Annotated in this window: 12 protein-coding genes and 1 pseudogene; 5 read left to right on the top strand and 8 right to left on the bottom strand. The window is 63.3% G+C overall.

Going from position 1 to position 15,539, the window contains the following annotated elements; all coding sequences use genetic code 11:
- Positions 1-2: 2 nt before the first annotated feature.
- The 5 genes from car to MAB_RS15010 form a co-directional block, all read right to left on the bottom strand.
- Positions 3-3,557, bottom strand: coding sequence for a carboxylic acid reductase (gene car / locus MAB_RS15030; RefSeq protein ID WP_005111486.1), 3,555 nt, complete (start codon positions 3,555-3,557; stop codon positions 3-5).
- 248 nt (positions 3,558-3,805) lie between these two features.
- Positions 3,806-4,387, bottom strand: coding sequence for a class I SAM-dependent methyltransferase (locus tag MAB_RS15025; protein WP_005111484.1), 582 nt, complete (start codon positions 4,385-4,387; stop codon positions 3,806-3,808).
- Positions 4,388-4,443: 56 nt separating this feature from the next.
- Entirely contained in the window at positions 4,444-6,492 is a 2,049-nt protein-coding gene (locus tag MAB_RS15020) for a hypothetical protein (protein WP_005122793.1), read from the bottom strand.
- Positions 6,493-6,653: 161 nt separating this feature from the next.
- Positions 6,654-7,223, bottom strand: a complete 570-nt coding sequence (locus MAB_RS15015; protein ID WP_005076362.1) for a GNAT family N-acetyltransferase — start codon at positions 7,221-7,223, stop codon at positions 6,654-6,656.
- Between the two features lie 49 nt (positions 7,224-7,272).
- A complete protein-coding gene (locus MAB_RS15010; RefSeq protein WP_005111479.1) occupies positions 7,273-8,778 on the bottom strand; it encodes an MFS transporter in 1,506 nt (501 codons plus the stop codon).
- 107 nt (positions 8,779-8,885) lie between these two features.
- On the opposite strand from MAB_RS15010, the gene MAB_RS15005 reads away from it, so the two are divergent.
- Positions 8,886-9,554, top strand: a complete 669-nt coding sequence (locus tag MAB_RS15005; protein WP_005069122.1) for a TetR/AcrR family transcriptional regulator — start codon at positions 8,886-8,888, stop codon at positions 9,552-9,554.
- On the opposite strand, the gene MAB_RS15000 is transcribed toward MAB_RS15005, so the two are convergent.
- The 3 genes and pseudogenes from MAB_RS15000 to MAB_RS14990 form a co-directional block, all read right to left on the bottom strand.
- Positions 9,549-9,917, bottom strand: coding sequence for a GatB/YqeY domain-containing protein (locus MAB_RS15000; protein WP_005111477.1), 369 nt, complete (start codon positions 9,915-9,917; stop codon positions 9,549-9,551). The genes MAB_RS15005 and MAB_RS15000 overlap by 6 nt on opposite strands.
- Positions 9,918-9,997: 80 nt before the next feature.
- A pseudogene (locus MAB_RS14995) lies at positions 9,998-11,075 on the bottom strand (M48 family metallopeptidase).
- 169 nt (positions 11,076-11,244) lie between these two features.
- On the bottom strand, positions 11,245-11,748 hold the full coding sequence (locus tag MAB_RS14990; RefSeq protein WP_005111473.1) for an SMI1/KNR4 family protein: 504 nt from the start codon (positions 11,746-11,748) through the stop codon (positions 11,245-11,247).
- A gap of 342 nt (positions 11,749-12,090) precedes the next feature.
- Between MAB_RS14990 and MAB_RS14985 the strand changes: the two genes are divergently transcribed.
- The 4 genes from MAB_RS14985 to MAB_RS14970 all read left to right on the top strand — a co-directional run bounded on the left by MAB_RS14985 (position 12,091) and on the right by MAB_RS14970 (position 15,535).
- Positions 12,091-12,753: a TetR/AcrR family transcriptional regulator gene (locus MAB_RS14985; RefSeq protein ID WP_005111470.1), complete on the top strand. Its 663-nt coding sequence runs from the start codon at positions 12,091-12,093 to the stop codon at positions 12,751-12,753.
- A gap of 211 nt (positions 12,754-12,964) precedes the next feature.
- Positions 12,965-14,170 (top strand): lipid-transfer protein, encoded by a 1,206-nt coding sequence (locus MAB_RS14980; RefSeq protein WP_005111467.1) that lies wholly within the window; start codon positions 12,965-12,967, stop codon positions 14,168-14,170.
- Positions 14,171-14,217: 47 nt separating this feature from the next.
- A complete protein-coding gene (locus MAB_RS14975; protein ID WP_005111466.1) occupies positions 14,218-14,658 on the top strand; it encodes a type II toxin-antitoxin system Rv0910 family toxin in 441 nt (146 codons plus the stop codon).
- Between the two features lies 1 nt (position 14,659).
- Positions 14,660-15,535, top strand: coding sequence for a MaoC/PaaZ C-terminal domain-containing protein (locus MAB_RS14970; protein ID WP_005111464.1), 876 nt, complete (start codon positions 14,660-14,662; stop codon positions 15,533-15,535).
- Positions 15,536-15,539: the final 4 nt, after the last annotated feature.

Below are 15,539 nucleotides of genomic sequence, written 5' to 3'. Positions count from 1 at the left end.
GGTCATAGGAGTCCGAGCTGTTCGAGGTCCTTGGCGTATTTCACGATCAGCCGCCGCGACAGGTGGGGAATGTCGGTAGTGCCGTCTTGCCCGGCCGGACCGATTCCGGCGGCCTGCACAGCGTGCTGGAAACGCTTTGCCGGGACGACGCCGTGGTTCTCGGCGGCGGACGGCTGTTCGAATGCGTGGAGCAGTGGTAGTAGGGAGTGTTGTTTCTGTTTTTCGGGGAGGCTTCGGATGGCGGTGTCGAAGCGGGTGAACCATTCGGTGTAGTTGTCGATGCGTGCGATGGGGTAGCCGGCTTCGATGAGCCAGTCGACGAAGTTGTCCAGCGAGACTCCGTCTGCATGCGGGTTCACGCAGTCGTAGGTCTCGTAGCTGTCGACCACCTGGGTGCCCAACGTGGTGATCGCCTCGGCGGTGAAGTCACCGGGTAGCCCGTCGTAGTGGGCGAGTGGGCGTTCGCCGGTGGCGTGTGCTTGGTAGAAGGAGCCGGGTGCGATTCCGGTGGCGATGAGGCTGAGGATTAGTCGGGTGAACTGGTCGGGCACGTTGAGCTGTCCGGTGTAGCGGCTGTGGGCCAAGATCATGTCGGAGCGGAAGACCGCGACGGGTAGTCCGCACAGATCGTGGGCTTCGCGCAGCAGTACCTCGCCGGCCCACTTGCTGTTGCCGTAGCCGTTCGCGTACAGCTCGTCCACGGGACGCACCGCGCTGATGAGCCGGATATCGGACTCTTCGTCGAATGTCGTCGGATCGACATATGCCGCGACCGCGACCGTGGACAGGTAGGTGACCGGCTTGATCTTGGTAGTGATGGCCAGCTTGATGATCTCGGCGGTGCCGACGACATTCGGTCCGAACAGCTGGCTGTAGGGCAGTACGTGGTTGACCAGGGCGGCGGGGTGCACGATGACGTCGACGGTGTCGGCCAGGCGCTGCCAGGTGTCGGCATCCAGGCCAAGGTTGGGGTCGCCGATATCGCCGGCCAGTACTTCGAGGTGCTTGTCGGCCAGCGACCGGAAGTGCGCCAACAGCTGCGTGTCGCCGGTGTCGAAGGCTTCCTCGAGGCGGCGGTAGGCGGCCTCGGCATTCTTACCGCGGACGATGGCGATCAGCTTGCCTTCTGTCTTGTCCAGGCGCTCAAGCCATTCCAGTGCCAGGTAGTGGCCCAGGTAGCCGTTGGACCCGGTGAGCAGGACGGTGTGTGGGATCCCGACGGCCTTCGGAAGCGACGGTGCCGCATGCAGGGTGGCCTCGTCGATGAACTTATCCAGGGTCAGGTCCGCGGCCCGGATCTCCGTATGCCCGGCGCCGTGCACCGTCTCCGCGGTCGGCCGCGTCCCGCCCGAATAGCGTTGTTCATCAACAAATTTCGCAACACCGCTGAGATCGTTTGCGGCACTGACGATGACTCCGACCGGTACTTCGACCGCGAAGATATCGCGCAGCAGATCCGAGAAGGACAGTGCGGACAGCGAATCGCCACCTAGATCGGTGAAATGCGCGTCCGCGGCCAGTTCGGCCGACGAGACGCCGAGCAGGGCCTGCGCCGCCTTGAGGACCGTTTCCAGCGCGGGCTTGTCTGGGTCCACTCCGTGCAACGCCCGAAGCTCGGCAGCCTGCTGCTCGGCGATTTCGGCGTACATCTGCTCCAGCCGCGGTCCATAGTGCGCCTTCAGGTTCGGACGCGCCAGCTTGGCGATACCCGTCAGCAGGCCGTTGCCCTGGGTGAATGGCTGCGGTTCGATGATGAAGTCACGGGGGACTTCGTAGGACTGCAGCTGGATCTCCTTGGCAATGTCCTGCAGCGAGTCCGCGATGGTCGTCTTGAGTGCCGCCGCGTCGCCCTTGGCGGCGGCCACGGCCTCCGGCGTCGGCACCACGACTGCTAGCAGGTAGGACCGTTCGCTGCTGCCGTAGACGTAGATCTGGTGCACCACAGGGCTATTGGCGTACTCGGCCTCCAAGGTGGCGACCGCGACAAACTCTCCCTGTGAGAGTTTGAGCACGTTGTTGCGGCGATCGATGATCTCGATGTTGTCGTGGGCCAGCTCGGCGACGATGTCGCCGGTCATGTAAAAACCGTCCGCGTCGAAGACGCCGGCAGTCACCTCGGGGCGTTTGTAGTACCCGAGGAACATGCCGTCGGTCTTCAGCAGCAGCTCACCGCGCGGGTGCGGCTTGTCGGTGGAGAAGTAGCCCAGTTCGGGCACGTCAACCAGCTTGTAGTCAATGACCGGCGGGCGTTGCACGATGCCGTCGCGGAACACCATGCCGGCTTCGGTGGAGCCGTAGCCATCGGTCAGATTCAGCTCGAAGCAGGATTCGATGAACTCACCCAGCTCCTCGGACAACGGAGCAGAACCGACCATGACCGCCGATACGCGGCCACCGAAGAGGTTGTCACGGATATCGGCCTTGACCTCGGCCGCAACGGCCTCGGCACTGGCGGTGTCGCTGCTCGCCAGACGCCGGTCCACCTCGGTCTGGAATCGCTGGAACACCATGTCGCACACGCGTGGAACCAAGGCCAGGGCCGTCGGGCGGATCAGCTCCATGTCCTCGAAGAGCGTTGACATGTCACTGGACGCCGCGAAGTATCCGGTTCCACCGGTAGACAGGGTGGAGGTGAGGGTGCCGCGTCCCATGATGTGACTCATCGGCATGAAGTTCAGCCCGATCATGGGCAGGTTCTCGGTGCCGGCCATGACGTCCTCACGAATCCACCAGCGGCGCACGATGTTTTCGCTGTGCATGGCGCCCTTTGGAGCCCCGGTGCTGCCGGAGGTGTAGATGAGCAGCGCCAGCGGATCGTCGCCGGCCGATGGTGCGTAGAGCGGTGCGGCCGGAAGTGCGGCGCCGCGGGCGATGACGGCATCGAGGGTCTCAATGGCGATGCCGGTGCCGGCGAGTTGTGTGCTTGCTGCCTCGAATGCCTCCCGTTGATCATCGACCTCGGGGGTGTAGTCGAACACGACGACCTGCTTGATGGAAGGCGTGGCCCGCACAGATTCCATTGCAGCGCCGATCAATTCGATGCTTACCGCAAGAGTGTTGGGTTCCGCTTCGGCCAGAATGGTCGTCCACTGCGAAGCCGGGGCGCTGGTCTGTAGCGGAACCGCCACGCCACCGAGGATCATGATCGCCAGATCCAGCACGGTGTAGTCGATGCTGGTGAATCCCAGGGTGGCCACCAGATCGCCGGCCTTAACCGGGTGGGCGGCGTCGTGGTGCCATGCAGCGGCGACTGATGTTGTGCGGGACCATAATTCGCCGTATGTGGTGGTGTCGAAGCGTGGCAACAGGCGCAGCGTGGTGCGGCCATCCTGGTCGGTGACCAACTCGCGTGCGCGCTCACCGAGCGCCGGGCGCTCAGCGTATCCAGTCATCAACGCCGCAATGGCTTCAGAAAGATGCAGGCCCGGGCGCAGCACCTGTTCGGCGACCGCCGGGTCGGGCTGGGCCGCCCGGAACTGCGGATCGCTTTCGCGCAGACTTTCAATACGGCGGGATAGCTGCTCCTGCTGTGGGTTGGTTTCGTTGGTCACGGTCATGGGCAGCCTCAAATCGACAGGGAGTTCTCAGGGAAGTCTGAAAAGTAGATTACCTAAACTAACGATATATTCAGCTATGGCATTCCTCACAATCAGTGTCCCGCTGTTCGGGAGGTAAATCCACTGGTGAATCGCCGTATGGAAGTGCGCAAGACGGGCTTGGCGCGCGGACTGTCCGGGCCGGAGTACGCGGGGCCGAGGGCGCTTTGTCCGAGTGTCTAAGTCGGGTGTCTGCCTGAGTCGAGTGTCTAAGTACGTGCGAATTCGACGATGTCGCGCCATCGGCTTCCTGTTGCCGCCGCGAAGGTGAATCCTGCCGGTTCGACCAGGGAGCGGAGTTCGGAGATTCCGAGTCGATCGGGGTCGAGGAAGATCTCGTGGAATACCAGCCGCCCGCCGGGCTTGAGCACCTGCGCCAATGACCGGACGCATGCCGCCTTGTCCGGCACCTCGCCGATCACGCTGGCCAGGAATGCGACGTCAAAAGTGTTGTCGGAAAAGGGGAGACCGTTGCCGGCGTCACCGGAATGGAATCCGGCGTTCCGGTATCCGGCGCGATCGAGCTTGCTCTTCACCATTTCAAGCATTTCGGGCTGCACGTCGAACAGCTCGAGTCGACCGGAAGGGAGTCGTGACGCGATGTGCACGCTGAAGATTCCAGGGCCCGGGCCGATCTCCAACACGTGTTCGCCGCCGTGCAGCGCCAACTGCTCGGCCACTCCGGCGGGGTTCACAAACTTCCGGTGAATGGGGTTGTCGAGCACGAGGGCAGCCTGGCGGGGGAACGGAAAGTCGCCGACCCGGCGCACTTGCCGTACCACGGTGTCCATCCATGTCGTAGGCATGAACTAAGGCTACCCTTACTTGGCGCGATGGGGAGCCCTCGCTAGTGGCGCCCGCCGCCGCTGCCACCACCACTGTTGCCGCCCCCCGCGCTGGGTGCCTGCGTGGCCGTGCTGTAACTCGGTGCTTCCCGCGTGGGTGCCTCGCGAGCGGGGGCTTCTCGGGTGGGGGCGGCGGGCTCCGGCGCTGCGGTACGTGACGGGGGTGTTTCTCGCTCGGCGGGCGCCTGCTTGGCGGGGGGCTCTGCGGGTGCCGGCTCTGCCGTCGCTCGGGGTGCGGGTGCCTCGGATGTCGGCACATCGTGGGTCGGCGTGCTGTGCTGTTTGGTCGGCTCGGGAGCCGTCGTGGGTTCCACGGGTTGTGACGGTGGCACGGTGGCCGTCTGGCGCGGAGCAGTCGTTGCCGGTGTCTCATGAGTGGGAGTGACGGCGGTGGTCACCGGTGCGGAGGACTCATCCTTCTGGGTGGGTGCCGGCGCGACAGAGGTTGGAGTGGGACCCGGGTTGCTCGTTGTCCCGTTGGCCGGAGGCTCGGACGACGGTTCCGGTGTGTGTGACGGTTCCGTCGATGGGGCCGAACTCGGCGCACTTGATGTCGTACGTGGCGCGGGAGTCACCGGCGCAACAGGGGGCAACGACGGAGGCGTGAAATCGGCGGGCACCTCCTTGGGTGGCACCACCGGCACCGGAGCCGTCAATACTGGTGGAGCGGCCGGCTTTACGGCAGCAGGTGCATCCGGTCCGGTCGACCTATCGGGCCGGGGGGTCTGAGCGGCAAGCTCCTTGCTGAAGTTGCGGGCCGACTTGTTCGACAGATCCTTGATCAGGTCCTGCGACGACCGGGCCGACTTGTCGTCGGTGATGAATTGCGCGAGCGATGCGTCCAGGTTCACCACGGGCTCCGCCAGTAGCGGCCGATCGGCGACGCGGGCGACCGGTGACCAGTCACGTTCCAACGGGTTGTCCCAGTTGCGATTCAGATTCCAATCTCGGTACTGGGACGGGTCGATTCCATGTGACTGATCCCAGAGGCTCCGGCTGTAGACGGGATTGGTGTTCTGGAATTTCCAGTCGTAGTACTGGCGGTAAGGGTGGTAGCGGTCATACCACCCCTGGTCGCGGGGGTCGTCGTCGTGGATCTGCCCCCACTCATTGCGGCCGTCGCGATCGCGGCCGTCGCGGTTGTATCCCGACCAGTTGTAGCCATCCCAGTTGTAACCCCAGCGGTCATAGCCCCACCGGTCGTACCCCCAGCGGTCATAGCCCCACCGGTCGAAGCCCATGAAGTCGTATCCGTACCGGTTGAATCCGGATAGCCCCCAGTTGAACCAATCCAAGACGTTGTATCCGTACAGCAGGGACCACGATGGGTCATAACCCCCCAGATCCAGCAGGTTCGGCGTCAAAGGCGGCGCAACGGGTGCCGGCCAGTCGGGTACCGGATCGACCGGGATGCCCGCGGGCGGCGGGACCAGGTAGGACTCTGCTGCCGGGGCCGGGGCGCTGGCCGCGGTGGCGTACCCCCAACTGGGCGGTGGTGACGACGCAGGTGCCGCGGGCCCGATGTTGGCGGCCAGATTTGTGTCGGTGTTGACTCCTGGGGGCGCCGGCAGCGCGGGGAGCTGTTGGGCCTGTTCGGGGGTGTACTGGCGCAGCTGCTGGTTGAGCTGCAGATAGAGATTTTGCAGCGAGGTGCGCTCGTCGGAGTCGGAGACGAATTCCAAACCTTGCTTGGCCTCATTGAGTGAGCTGCGTGCCTGGGTGAGCTGATCGGGTGAGGGCTGTTTGTTGTTCCCCAGGATGTCCTGAGCGTTCTTGAGGTCGGACACCACCGCGCGCACCGCGATGTCCTGCGAGTGGGTGGGGAAGATGGTCTTGTTCAAAGCCCACAGCGATGCGCCGGGCTGCGCGGCATATGCCGCACCCATGAGTACCGCTACCAGGAGGCCGACCAGCGTGCCGAATGCCGCCGCACGCAGCTGCGGTTCGCCGGGGACATACTTGCCCCACCGGGCGGGCGGTTCCGGATTTTCCTCGGGGAATTCCCACATCCGCATCGCCGTATCCTCGGCAGGAGACGGAACAGTCGTCATCTCAACCTTCTGTACTACTGGTGTCCCCACCGAGCCTCGCAGGGACAACTATCAGCACTAAGTGCACACCGAACTCTAGGTATTCCATCGCCAGCCTAGCCGTGGTCGTTACCGATTCTCAGCAATCCGGTGGCCTCTTCCTCAGCCCCGTTGGGGCGCAATCAGTCCCGGTACATGGCCCACAGGGAGGGTCCGTGGGTCGTGGGCTTTATCTCCTCGACCACCTTGAAGCCGAAACGTTCGTAGAGGGGGTTGTTGCGGATATTGGAGCTCTCCAGATACGCGGGTCCCTCGATCTGATCGATCTGATGTTTGAGGAGTGCGGAGCCGATCCCCCTGCCGGGAACAGCGGCGCCGATGGTCGCGAGATACCAGTGAGGGTGCGTAGGGCGGACGGACGCGGCGGCGCGCGCCAGCGCAACACCCCGAGCGAGGCCCAGCCGGATCCCGCCGAGCAGCGGCGGAATGGCCCGCAGCCTCTGCGCGGCGGGCGGTTCCCAACTCGGGGGATCCCAATGCGCGGCCCCGACTGCCACCCCATCCTCATAGAGCAGGTACTCGCCCTGGCCGGAGCCGTGCAGGGCCAGGGCGACGCCGCGAAAGATCGCCTGGTCGCGCCGGGGGTCGGAGTTGACCCACCGGAGCACGGGGTCCTCGGCGAATGCCGTCGCGATCACGCGGTGTGCGAGGGCTTCGGATGCGGAGTCGATGTCTCGGATCTCGCGGGTCATATGTTTTCTACGAGTCTGGAGCACCGAAGGTTCCCGGGTGGGCGGCCGGTCAGTCCTGGGTGCGGCGCATCACGACTGCGGCGGCGACCGCGATGGCCACCAGGAGCAGCGTCGAGACGCTGGCTACGGCGTGGATGCCGTCCGCCCACCCGGTGCGCGCCAGCTCGGCCGCGGCGGCCCCTGCGTCGCCCCCGAGTTCCTTGGCATTGGCCATAGCCTGTCCGAGCGTCTCGTGCACATGGGTACGCGCTGCGAAGACCGCCGAGGCGAGCGCGCCGAATAGCGCCAGCCCGAAAGCCGTCCCCAGTTCGAAGCTCATTTCGGAGATACCGGTGGCCTGCCCGGCGCGTTCGGTCGGGGCGGCACCGAGGGCCACGGCCGATACGAAGGTGAACATGACGCCCGCGCCGGCACCGACGATCACGGTCGCCGCGATATAGACCGCTACCGGCCCGTGTGGGCCCAGCGCCAGGAGCACCGCGTTTCCGAGGGCCATTGCCAAGAGCGATGTGACGAATGTCCACCGTTCGCCGAGCACGCGTTCGATGCGCGGTGCGTCCATGGAGAAATAGGCCACGACCACCGCCATCGGCAGGCCCAGGAATGCCGCGGCGAGCACGTCGAAACCGAGAACGGACTGCACATAGAGCCCGGTGAGGTAGGTGGTGGCGCCGAACGTCGCCATGGCTCCGACAGTTCCGACGATTGCCACCGTGAAGGTGCGGTTGCGGAACAGATCCAGCGCCAGTAGCGGATGTGGGTTGCGAACCTGTTGGCGGACGAATAACGCAAGGGTGAGTACCCCGACCGCGCCGGTGATCGCTACGGCTGCTGAGAATCCGTGTGTCGCCATGGCTTTCACCGAATAGACCAGCGTCATGATGCCGACCATGGACAACGCGACGCCGACGAGGTCAAAGGGGGCTCGTATGGGATTGCGGTATTCGGGGATAAGCGCGTCCGCGGTGAGTAACAGCACGATCAGCACCGGCACGTTGATGAGGAACACCGAACCCCACCAGAAATGATGCAGCAGCACTCCGCCGATTACGGGCCCGACGGCGGCACCGAACGAGAACGCCGCAGACCAGATGCCGATGGCCAGCGCCTTCTGGCGCGGGTTGGGGAACATGACTCCGATGAGCGCCAGGCTCGCCGGGAGCAGTGTGGCCCCGCCGACGCCCATCAGCGCCCGGGCGCCGATCAGCGCCAGCGGAGTGGGCGCGAATGCTGCCAGCACCGAGGCTGCGGCGAAAAGTGTTGCACCCCAGAGCATAAGGCGACGACGTCCCCAGCGGTCGCCCAGATTGCCCATGGTGATGAGCAGACCGGCGAGCAGGAATCCGTACACGTCTAGTATCCAGAGCTGCTCGGCTGCCGAGGGATTGAGAGATTCGGACAGTCGCGGCATGGCCAAGAACAGCACCGAGACGTCCATGGACACCAGGAAGACGGGCAGTAGCAGCGAGGCCAGTCCGAACCACGTGCGGCGTCCGACGCGGGCACCCTCGGGGGCGGTCGCGTTTTCTGGCGCAGTGGACTTACAGCTGGTCATGGGGCATCGCTCCGGCGGTATATTTGGGCGCGTACGGCGTACGCAACAGGCTGGGTACACTGTACGCAAATTGGCCTAGCTGGTCAATCGAGTATGGAGGGAGCGCCGTGACCGATCCGCGCCTGACCTTGGAATCGATTGTCGGCAAGGCCATCGAGATTGCCGATTCGGATGGTCTGTCCGGAGTGTCCATGCGCAAGATCGCCGACGCGCTCGGGGTGGGAGCCATGTCGCTGTACCGGCATGTCGCCGACAAGGACGCGCTTCTGGTCGAAATGACGGCGGAGGTCACCCGGCGCTTTGCGTACCCCGACGAGATGATGGGTGTTCCGGATTGGCGCGCACGCGTGCGCGTGGCCGTCGAGCACGACTTCGATCTGTACAGCACCCATCCCTGGGTGCTGTTGGCGTACGCGGTGCCGCGCAATGGCATGCAGCCGGAAACGCTGGTCTGTTTCGACTGGCTGCTTGAGGCATTCAGTCATTTGGGGGTCGCGGCACCCGAGGCCGCGGAACTGACCTTCCAGGTGTGGAGTTACTCGCAGGGGGTGGGCCTCGGTGCCGTCGGCGGACAACTCGTTTCGCCCGGCGCCCGCACAGACTTCTCGGGCCTGTCTGAACTCATCGCGGGCAACGCCGAGGTGCCGGAATCTCCACGGCTGGCCGCCCTCTTGGGATTGGGAGATCTGCCCGAGGTGACCAATCCGCGTGAGGTGATCGCCAAGGGTGTCGAGATTCTCTGCGACGGCATCGCACGGCGGTACCACAAGCTATAGGTATGCGGCGATAATCTGCGCTTCGCCGCGCAGCCCTTCGGCTGCCTCAATCTGCCCGAGGGTCTCGTATCGATCCGCTTCGGCGGACCGATCGTCGATCTGTGCTCGCAAGATGGCGTGCACCTGGGCAGGGGAGAGGCTGCGGCGAGGCACTTCGGCCGTGCCGAGACCGATTGTGGCACCGGCAATATGAGCGCTGGCGGGGGCGGTTGCCGCCGTGCTGTCCACCGACTCAGCATTGTCGATCGCGGCGATCGCGGTGCGTAGCGCGCTGATGGCCCGGCTGTTGCGGGCCTTCATCGCGACGCCCAGGTCGGCGCGCATCGTGGCGCGTAGCGCGTGTGGGTCGAGAGCCGATGTCATGGGACTTGAGCGTATTCGGAAGTGTCCGCGGGGGCCATCGAATAACCGGCGGCATCCCCGTGATGGGGAGGCTGTCGTGCTCAGGTGTCATCGTCGGGTTCGTCATCGGAGTTGTTGCGCCACTCCGAGAACCGGCGCCGGACGTCGGTAGCGACATCGGTGACGCCCTGGCCGACAACGTTCACCACACCGTCGAGGGTGGATCCGAAGTTCCGCAAGGCCGAGATGAGGGGGGCGGTCGAGGAATCGAAGTTCTCCTTGTAGGACCTTGCCGCGGAGCGGAATTCAGATCCGAGGTCGGTCTGCTCGTCATCTGTGCGCAGGGGATAATCGCCGCTCAGGATCGCACCGTATTCGCCGCGGTCGATCCACTTGCTGAGCTCGGCGGCGCGGATCACCGAGAACGGATGCGACTGCAGTTCGAGATTGAGCAACTTGAGCACACCGTCACGCATATCACCGGTGCGCTCGTATTCTGCTGCCTGTGCCAGGAAGCGCTGGGTATCCATCTCGTCCAACCGGGAGCCCCCGGCCAGCTTCATTTCAACGCGGATCGCGGTGTCGACGTCTTGTCCGCAGAGCATGCCGGCGCGGTCGCCGGATAGCTCGGACTTGCGCTGCCACTCCATGAGTGCGGCCACGATGGCGCGTAGCGCCCACCCGCCAATGGGCATCCAGCCCAGGTTTCCGGCCAGTCGCATCAAGTGCAGGAGCATGGTGCGGTACACCGCATGCCCGGAAAGCGCATGCCCCAGTTCATGGCCGACGATGAAACGCAGCTCTTGTTCGTTCATCAGATCCAGCAACCCGGACGTGAGCACGATGAATGGGCGGTCCATTCCGATGGTGTAGGCGTTGGCGTAGGGGCCCTGGATGACGTACAGCTCAGGGATCTCCGGAGCGTCCAGAATGCGGGCACAGTCGTGGAGGGTGTTGTTCAACGTGCTGAACTGACGGTCGTCGGCCCGGATCGCGGTCGCCAGATACATCAGCCGGTGCTGGCGTTCCCCGCAGCAGCGCTGCCAGTGCTTTGAGGATGCTATCGAATCCCTTGAGACTACGAAGCGTTTGCAGTGCGGCCCGGTCGGCCGGGTGTTCCCAGGCTCGGGTGCTGATCCCCGGAAACTCGGAGTAGATGCGATTGGGCAGATCGGACATGACATTCAACCTATCTGGTGGCCGGGCGGACGGTGTGGGGCAGGCGGGATCGTGGATGCTGGCACGTGTTAGCCGGCGTGGTCTGCCGGTGCCGAGGTCATGCGGTCCCCCCGAAGTTGCTTCTTATAGGGTCAGACGATCACACGCCCGTTGTGGTTCCGCGTGCGGACTACGCGTTCATGTACTTGAGTTCCTTCTGGTACGACTCCGCCTTGCTCCGCACCGCCTCCATCAGGGTGGGGTAGCGGCCGATGCCGTTGGGCCCGTCGCCACCGAGCTCGAAGACCACTCCCGGCTCGTCGCTGTAGTACGAGTGAGCGACGGCGACGAGCATGATGTGATCGCCCTCGGCCCCCAGGACGGGCATGAGCTGGTTGAAGGAATGGGCGCCGAAGTATTCAGGGCCGAGGGATGCGCCCGCGATGTATGCCTTCATAGCTTTCCAGTTCTGCGAGCCGGGCTCTGAATCGGCAAGCGAGAACAGGTCATCGAATCCGCAGAAGGCGTGCAGGCCGTCGGAGACCTGGAGCAATTCACGATGGTCGGCGTCGAGGTAAAGGCCCCACTGCCGTTCCCTGGCGCGAATATCGTTGCGTGTTGCCGGTTTGAGCTTGTCGGGAAGGTCGTAATGGGCGTCTCTCTCGTGCAGGGCGCGTTGCTGGTCGGCAAGCATCGAGACGAGCGTGGACCATTCTTCATGTCGGAGGGAGCTACTGGGTGAGACGCAGGCGCAAAGCAGCGCTGCGGTGAGGAAGATCGTCGCGCTGAACCGCATTCGTCCCCCAATAGTTGGGCCTACCAGTCACAATAGCAAATGAACGCAGCGAGGCAGCGGGCGTTACCTGGTGCGTTTCCGGTCTGCTCGTGAGGCGCTGCAACGGCACGGGTTGACTGGCCGGGGCCTCACAGGCGGTGAGGGCGCCGAAGACAGCGCTTGACGAGGTGGCATCTGGGGGGTGAGCCGGCTTCTTCATGGAAGATGCAGGTCCGCATGTATGCTCGAAAGAACGCTAAGGTGATTGCCCTGGGAGGCTGGTCGGTGGTGGTAGCGAACCTTGAGGGGCGGGCATCGCGCCGCACTCAAGCGCAGCGCAGTGCCGAGATGCGCACGCGTCTGCTCGATGCCACAGTCGAATGCTTGGTGGCACACGGCTACGCGGGAACCACCACACCGCGGATCGCTGAAATGGCAGGCGTCACTCGTGGCGCGCAGGCCTATCACTTCCAGTCGAAGGAAGATCTGGTGGTGGCTGCCATCGAGCATTTGGCGCAGCAACGTACACAGGCCGCGATCCGCGAAATCGCACGGCTACAAGGAAATCCGGATCCGGTGTCCGCGGTGTTGGACTTCATGTGGGAGATCCATCAAGGTCCGATATTCGTTGCCACCATGGAACTTTGGATAGCATCCCGGACCGATAAAGTACTGGCGCAACAGATTCAGCGAATGGAACCGTTTGTCAACAGTGCGCTGGCTGCGGCTATTGTCCAGTTGCTCCCTGAGCATCCGGCGCCAGCTGAACTGGCCAAAATCGTTTACACCGCAATGGATACCCTGCGAGGAATCCTCATTGCAAGCTTCGTTGACGGCGATGTGGAGCGCGCCCGTCGGCGTTGGGCCCGCGCGTCTGCTCATCTGCGCGCAGTTGCGGTAGCGGCATTCCCTTCGTTGGGCTGAGTCGGCAGGCGTTTCCCAGTCGTATCTCTTTTGTGTCCTTTGGCGCTCCTTCCTGCGAGGTATCTTCCTGGCAGATCTGCATTTATATAGCGCTGTAACATGCCGATACTCTTCAATAAACATGGTTGACCTGCATAGATAGTGGGCTTGTCAGGATACAATCTGGTGTGTATGTTTCTTCGAGACGGGAAAGCCTCCTGAAGGGAATGTGATGGCAAACAGGGTTTACGTCGTCGGGGTGGGGATGACGAAGTTTGAGAAACCGGGGCGTCGGCTCAATGACGATGGATCGGCGTGGGACTACCCCGATATGGCACGAGAGTCGGGGACCAAGGCGCTCGCGGATGCCGGCATTGGGTACGACCTGGTCGAGCAGGCTTATGTCGGCTATGTCTACGGCGAATCGACATCCGGCCAGCGTGCGGTCTACGAGTTGGGTATGAGCGGTATCCCGGTAGTCAACGTGAACAACAACTGCTCGACGGGATCGACTGCGCTTTATCTTGCGGCGCAATCGATCCGGGGCGGTTTGGCGGACTGTGCGTTGGCGCTCGGCTTCGAGAAGATGAATCCCGGCTCGCTGGGCGCAATGTACGATGATCGTGCACAGCCGATGGAGAAGCACATCCTGGCGCTCGCCGAGATTTCTGAGGTGTTGTTCCCGCCGGCGTCGTGGATGTTCGGCGCGGCGGGGCGCGAGCATATGCAGCAATACGGTTCCACTGCTGAGCATTTCGCCAAGATTGGCCACAAGAACCACAAGCACTCGGTCAACAACCCGTATGCACAGTTCCAGGACGAATACACCCTCGACGACATCCTGAACTCGCGGATGATCTATGACCCGTTGACCAAGCTGCAATGCTCACCGACCTCTGATGGTTCGGGGGCAGCGATCCTGGCATCCGAGGCTTTCGTCGATAGGCATGGATTGGCAAGCCAGGCAGTGGAGATCGTAGGGCAGGCGATGACCACAGATTTCCAGAACAGCTTCGACGGCACCTGCAAGGCGATTATCGGTTACCACATGAATGTGTCGGCCGCGAGGCAGGTATACGACCAATCAGGCTTGGGCGCAGAGGATTTCCAAGTCATCGAGCTGCACGATTGCTTCAGTGCCAACGAATTCCTGTTGTACGAGGCGCTGGGCCTGTGCGGCGAGGGTGAGGCCGGGAAGCTGATCGACAACGGTGACACCACATACGGCGGGCGTTGGGTGGTCAACCCCTCGGGTGGGTTGATATCGAAGGGGCATCCGTTGGGCGCCACGGGATTAGCGCAGTGTGCCGAGCTGACCTGGCAGTTGCGCGGTGCGGCGGACAAGCGCCAGGTAGATCGCGTGGACGCGGCGCTGCAGCACAACATAGGGCTCGGCGGTGCGGCGGTAATCACCGCGTATCAGCGCGCCGAGCGCTGAATCAAACAACCACAAATTCACCAACAGATCACCTAAGGAGTTAAACAATGGGACACATCGAAGCCACCAAGAATCTCTCGGCCAGCCCGGATGCGCTGTGGGCGATCATCTCGGATGTTGCGAACTGGGACAAGTGGTTCACGGTCCATGAGAAGTGGCTCAGTGATGTACCGGAGACCATTACCCCAGGTACTGCACTGACCGCGAAGATCGTCATGCTCGGCATGGCCAACAAGATCGAGTGGAAGATCGAGAAGATGGACGCACCGACCACGTTCGTGCTCTCCGGGACCGGTATGGCTGGGGTCAAGGCGTTGTTCGAGTTTACGGTCGAGCCTGAGGGCAACGGCTCAAAGTTCACCGTGGCGGGCGATTTCGAGGGCGCATTGGTGAAGGGCGCTTTGGCAAAGGCGGTGGAGAAGGACGGCGCCAAGCAGCTTGACAAGACGCTTGCGCAGCTCGACGCACTAGCCTCGGCGGCGGTCTGAAATGCCGGACGAAGAACTGGCATTCGACGACGAAGGCCTGAACGTTTGGACTGACGAAGACCGATTCGAGGTAACCCGCGAACGACTGGTCGAATACGCCCGGGCGACCAATGATCCAATCCCTGCTCATTTGGCTGGCGATGTGGCTCCGCCGGTTTTCGCGATCGTGCCTGTTTTCGAATCCTTGCTCACGCCGACGGTCGATGTCGCACCGGTTGAGCTGATACCGCGAGTAGTTCACGGCGAGCAGGATTTTCACTTTCACCGTCCCATCCGACCCGGAGACAAACTGGTGTCGCGCGGCAAGATGATCGGCTATGAGGGGCTGGAGAAGGGTACTCGGGCGGCGGTGTATCTGGAATGCCGTACCGAGGATGGTGAGCTGGTCAATGAGCAGTACGTGACGTGCTTCTTCCGGGGCCATGATGCCGGCAAGAAGGTGGGTGAGCTTAGCCCTGGGCACAAATTCGACGAGGTCCTGCGTGGCCAAGCCCCGCTGGCCAAGATTGTGCAGCACGTCGACTCGGATCAGACATACCGGTATTCGCCGGCGGCAGGCGACCCGATGCCGATTCATCTCGACGAGGAGATCGCCAGGGACGCGGGGCTTCCGGGAATCATCGCCCACGGCCTGTGCACCATGGCGTTTACCTCATGGGCCGTGCTTACCGAAGTTGGTGGGTCTGATGTCAATCGGCTCAAGAGATTCGCGGTGAGATTCTCCAAGATGGTGTTTCCCGGAGACGACCTGGAAACTCGTATCTGGCAGACCGGCCGCATCGGGTATGCGACGTCGTACGCATTCGAGACCGCGCGAACCGGAGAGAACGGCGAGGAGTTCGCCATCACAGACGGCCTGGCCGTCATCGCTGACTAGCCCA

The organism is Mycobacteroides abscessus ATCC 19977, assembly GCF_000069185.1.
GTDB lineage: Bacteria > Actinomycetota > Actinomycetes > Mycobacteriales > Mycobacteriaceae > Mycobacterium > Mycobacterium abscessus.
Note: the sequence above shows the minus strand (reverse complement) of the source record. Positions and strands in the feature narration are given on the sequence as shown.

What these genes read in the sequence shown, in the direction of transcription:
- MAB_RS15015 (WP_005076362.1), bottom strand. Translation starts at nt 7,223, where the DNA reads ATGACCCGCGAGATCCGAGACATCGACTCCGCATCCGAAGCCCTCGCA.
- MAB_RS15010 (WP_005111479.1), bottom strand. Translation starts at nt 8,778, where the DNA reads ATGACCAGCTGTAAGTCCACTGCGCCAGAAAACGCGACCGCCCCCGAG.
- MAB_RS15025 (WP_005111484.1), bottom strand. Translation starts at nt 4,387, where the DNA reads ATGGACACCGTGGTACGGCAAGTGCGCCGGGTCGGCGACTTTCCGTTC.
- MAB_RS14990 (WP_005111473.1), bottom strand. Translation starts at nt 11,748, where the DNA reads ATGCTTGCCGACCAGCAACGCGCCCTGCACGAGAGAGACGCCCATTAC.
- MAB_RS15020 (WP_005122793.1), bottom strand. Translation starts at nt 6,492, where the DNA reads ATGACGACTGTTCCGTCTCCTGCCGAGGATACGGCGATGCGGATGTGG.
- MAB_RS14980 (WP_005111467.1), top strand. Translation starts at nt 12,965, where the DNA reads ATGGCAAACAGGGTTTACGTCGTCGGGGTGGGGATGACGAAGTTTGAG.
- MAB_RS14970 (WP_005111464.1), top strand. Translation starts at nt 14,660, where the DNA reads ATGCCGGACGAAGAACTGGCATTCGACGACGAAGGCCTGAACGTTTGG.
- car (WP_005111486.1), bottom strand. Translation starts at nt 3,557, where the DNA reads ATGACCGTGACCAACGAAACCAACCCACAGCAGGAGCAGCTATCCCGC.
- MAB_RS14975 (WP_005111466.1), top strand. Translation starts at nt 14,218, where the DNA reads ATGGGACACATCGAAGCCACCAAGAATCTCTCGGCCAGCCCGGATGCG.
- MAB_RS15000 (WP_005111477.1), bottom strand. Translation starts at nt 9,917, where the DNA reads ATGACATCGGCTCTCGACCCACACGCGCTACGCGCCACGATGCGCGCC.